Consider the following 3,083-nt stretch of genomic DNA (forward strand, 5'->3'; position numbering starts at 1 on the left):
AGTGGGATCCTTATAGAAACGATACTGGGCAATCATGTAGTAAGTGTACGGATTGCTGACGACAGTCGCATTGACGCTGGTAAACGGGTTTTCTGGATCTGCGGGAGAAACTTGTGGCGACAAGTTGGTATACGTGAAATCATCACCTGAGATAGTTGTTTTACCCATTTGAGCGTCCTTCAGAAATGTGCCGTTTCGAAAGACATCGATTTGACTGTAACTAGCGTCAACGGGATTGCCATACGCCCGCGTCCCAGGCGTTAGAAATTCGCGTTGATAAGGTTGAAAGAGCTTTGCTTCACTCGTGACTGCATTTTTTGGCAATGAGTCGACAAACGGCGCCTTCCAAGTGTATGTGTCGGTGTGCAAAACCTTTAATGGAAAGATGACGATTTGGCCTAAATAGTTAAAAGCCGTGTATTGAGAAGCGTCCAAGGTGTTTAAATTCGTGATGCAATTGGTGTTAATGTACAGCGTTTTAATTTTGGTTAAGCCAGCTAATGGTGAAATATCTTGAATCCGGTTACCCGATAAATTCACATATTCCAAATTAGTCAGACCTTTTAACGGCGAAATATCAATAATGTCATTCCGGAAAAAATGTTTACCCCGATTTAAATCAGAGTTAAGCTCGATCTTCGTTAGATTATGACAATATTGCAGCCCCTCCAGAGAATAATTTCCTTTGTTGGTTGGGCCGACCGAGCCATTGCCGCCATTAACCGGGACTTGGTTGTCAACTTCAGCAGCGGTGCCAATTTCCCAGCCCAGGTAGGTGAGCTGCCCCAAGTCGGCTTTAAAGGAGGCAGGCGTAAAGTCGGCAACCGTAAAATTAGGGTCGGTAATAATTTGTTGCTTTTTCATGTTAACCAACACGAGTTCTCGCAGCTTTTCATTTGGCATCATTTGGTCGACCGTTTGATCTTCCTGGGTGGTTGCCGCATGTGCCACAAGGTTGACTTCGACGTGGCTCATTGAAATTGAAAAAACAGCGACTGAACTGACTGCCAAAGCAACTTTGATAAAGCGTTTTAAAAAGTTCATAATTAGTGGCCCTCCCCAATGAGTTCTATTAGTCATTTGTTATCAATATAATTTTAACTGATTTCTTATTCGGAAGGAAAGTAATATGATTGTGAAATCAATTTAACAAGTGACCGTTTTTCTCCTATGAACTGCGAGTAGCGGTTATGGTAAACTGATACTAATAGATTGTGTTTATCGAAGAAAGAACATGTAGAGAAAGGGTTTTTAAATGGCGTTTGTAGGACAAATTGCACTTATCTTAATTGCGACCTTATTAGCTGCTGCAATTAGTCAACGACTGGGGATGCCGGCAGTGATCGGCCAACTCCTGGCTGGTGTTTTGCTGGGGCCTGGGGTTTTGGGGGTTCTCCAACACACAGAGTTGATGCGCGCGGGCGCGGAGATTGGCGTGATTATTTTAATGTTTATTGCCGGAATTGAAAGTGACTTGGATCTGCTTAAGAAGTATTTCAAGCCGGCCATCAGTGTTGCCGCAATCGGTGTCTTGTTTCCAATGATTGTCTTCTATCTTTACGGTGAAATGATGGGTCAGGGATTTGAACGGTCAATTTTTTGGGGTGTCATTTTTGCGGCCACTTCGGTTTCAATTAGTGTTGAAGTGCTGCGTGAATTCAAAAAGCTCAATACCAAAGAAGGCGCCACCATTTTGGGGGCGGCAGTCGTTGACGACATCATTGCTGTCATCTTGTTGAGTATTTTTGTCAGCTCGTTTGGCGTTGGCGGCGAGGGTTCTAATAATTTACTGGTTGCAACTTTGTTCCAGTTGGTTTACTTTTTAGGTGTGATTGTGGTTGTTAAATGGGTGGCCCCGATCATGCTGCGGTTGGCCGAACGGCTGCCGGTCCATGGTTCAGTTGCAATCACGTCTTTGGTGTTGTGTTTGTCCATGGCATGGTTGGCTGATGTTTTGGGACTGAGTTCAGTCGTTGGCGCCTTTTTTGCCGGCGTGGCGGTTTCTCAAACCAAGTTTCAAGGAGAAATTTCCAGCAGTGTCAGTTCAGTGGGCTACACGTTTTTCATTCCGATTTTCTTTGTCAGCATTGGGCTGGACATGGAATTTGGCAATGTTTTGAAGAACTTGGGCTTCATTATCATCATGACGCTACTGGCAATCGCCACTAAATTGTTGGGCGGCGCAGTGGGAGCTCGAATAACTAAAATGAATTGGAATAGTGCGTTTATCGTTGGGTCGGGGATGGTCTCCCGAGGTGAAATGGCATTGATTATCGCCCAGATTGGGTTGGACTCTAATTTGATGGCCAAGAATTTGTATTCCGAAATTATTATTGTCATTGTCTTATCGACGATTGTTGCACCATTGCTACTAAAGAAAACGATGAAGGTATAAGGAGAGACGAACGATGATTACTGAATATGCTAGTGGGGCAGTTGTTTATCAGATGCTTTAGTGAAAAATTTGGTATTTATTATTACAAAGTGCAACGTCTGACTTTTGGGGCCTGCCAAAGGGTCACGTTGAAGAAAACGAGAACCTCATTCAAACGGCGGTTCGAGAAATTCGGGAAGAAACCAACTTAAAAAGCCGAATTGACGCCAATTTTAAACAAAAGGTCGAGTACGATATGGACAACGGTCACCATAAGGACGTGACATTTTTCGTCAGCCGGGTTCCTGAAGACGTGCAGGTCCATAAGCAGGATGAAGAAATCAATTCATTTGGTTGGTTTGATTACCAAGACGCTTACGAAAAGCTGACTTATGATAACCTGCGCCAATTACTGAAAAGTGCGGATGCGTATATTCGCGACAAAGAAAACGTTGGGGACTAGTCAATGAAAAATCGAGTGTTTGTCATTACCGGTGCTGCAGGAAGCGGCAAGACAACAGTGCGCGATTATTTGCACGATCAATACAAAATGGCTCGGGTCATTACCCACACAACCAGAGCACCACGGGCAAATGAACGGGATGGAATCGACTATTATTTTGAGGATAACGAGTCGTTTTTTGACAACCATTTTTTAGAGTCGGTACATTACGCCGGCAATTACTACGGTTCCTCGTACGAAGGATTA

3 protein-coding genes and 1 pseudogene are annotated in these 3,083 nt (G+C 43.9%); 3 read left to right on the forward strand and 1 reads right to left on the reverse strand.

What is annotated here, in order from left to right; genetic code table 11:
• On the reverse strand, positions 1 to 1,044 hold a 1,044-nt coding region (locus AB3112_RS10155), incomplete at its 3' end, for a leucine-rich repeat domain-containing protein (RefSeq protein ID WP_367334425.1).
• Between the two features lie 211 nt (positions 1,045 to 1,255).
• Between AB3112_RS10155 and AB3112_RS10160 the strand changes: the two genes are divergently transcribed.
• From AB3112_RS10160 to AB3112_RS10170, 3 genes and pseudogenes are all read left to right on the forward strand, one after another.
• Complete coding sequence (locus tag AB3112_RS10160; RefSeq protein ID WP_367334426.1) at positions 1,256 to 2,395, forward strand: cation:proton antiporter; 1,140 nt, start codon at positions 1,256 to 1,258, stop codon at positions 2,393 to 2,395.
• 67 nt (positions 2,396 to 2,462) lie between these two features.
• Positions 2,463 to 2,837: a bis(5'-nucleosyl)-tetraphosphatase gene (locus tag AB3112_RS10165; RefSeq protein ID WP_367334427.1), complete on the forward strand. Its 375-nt coding sequence runs from the start codon at positions 2,463 to 2,465 to the stop codon at positions 2,835 to 2,837.
• 3 nt (positions 2,838 to 2,840) lie between these two features.
• Positions 2,841 to 3,083: pseudogene (locus tag AB3112_RS10170) on the forward strand (guanylate kinase); the annotation flags it as partial.

This window comes from Lentilactobacillus sp., from assembly GCF_040773105.1.
Classification (GTDB): Bacteria; Bacillota; Bacilli; order Lactobacillales; family Lactobacillaceae; genus Lentilactobacillus; species Lentilactobacillus parabuchneri.

Coding starts and splice junctions, on each gene's coding strand:
- AB3112_RS10160 (WP_367334426.1), top strand. CDS start 1,256: ATGGCGTTTGTAGGACAAATTGCACTTATCTTAATTGCGACCTTATTA.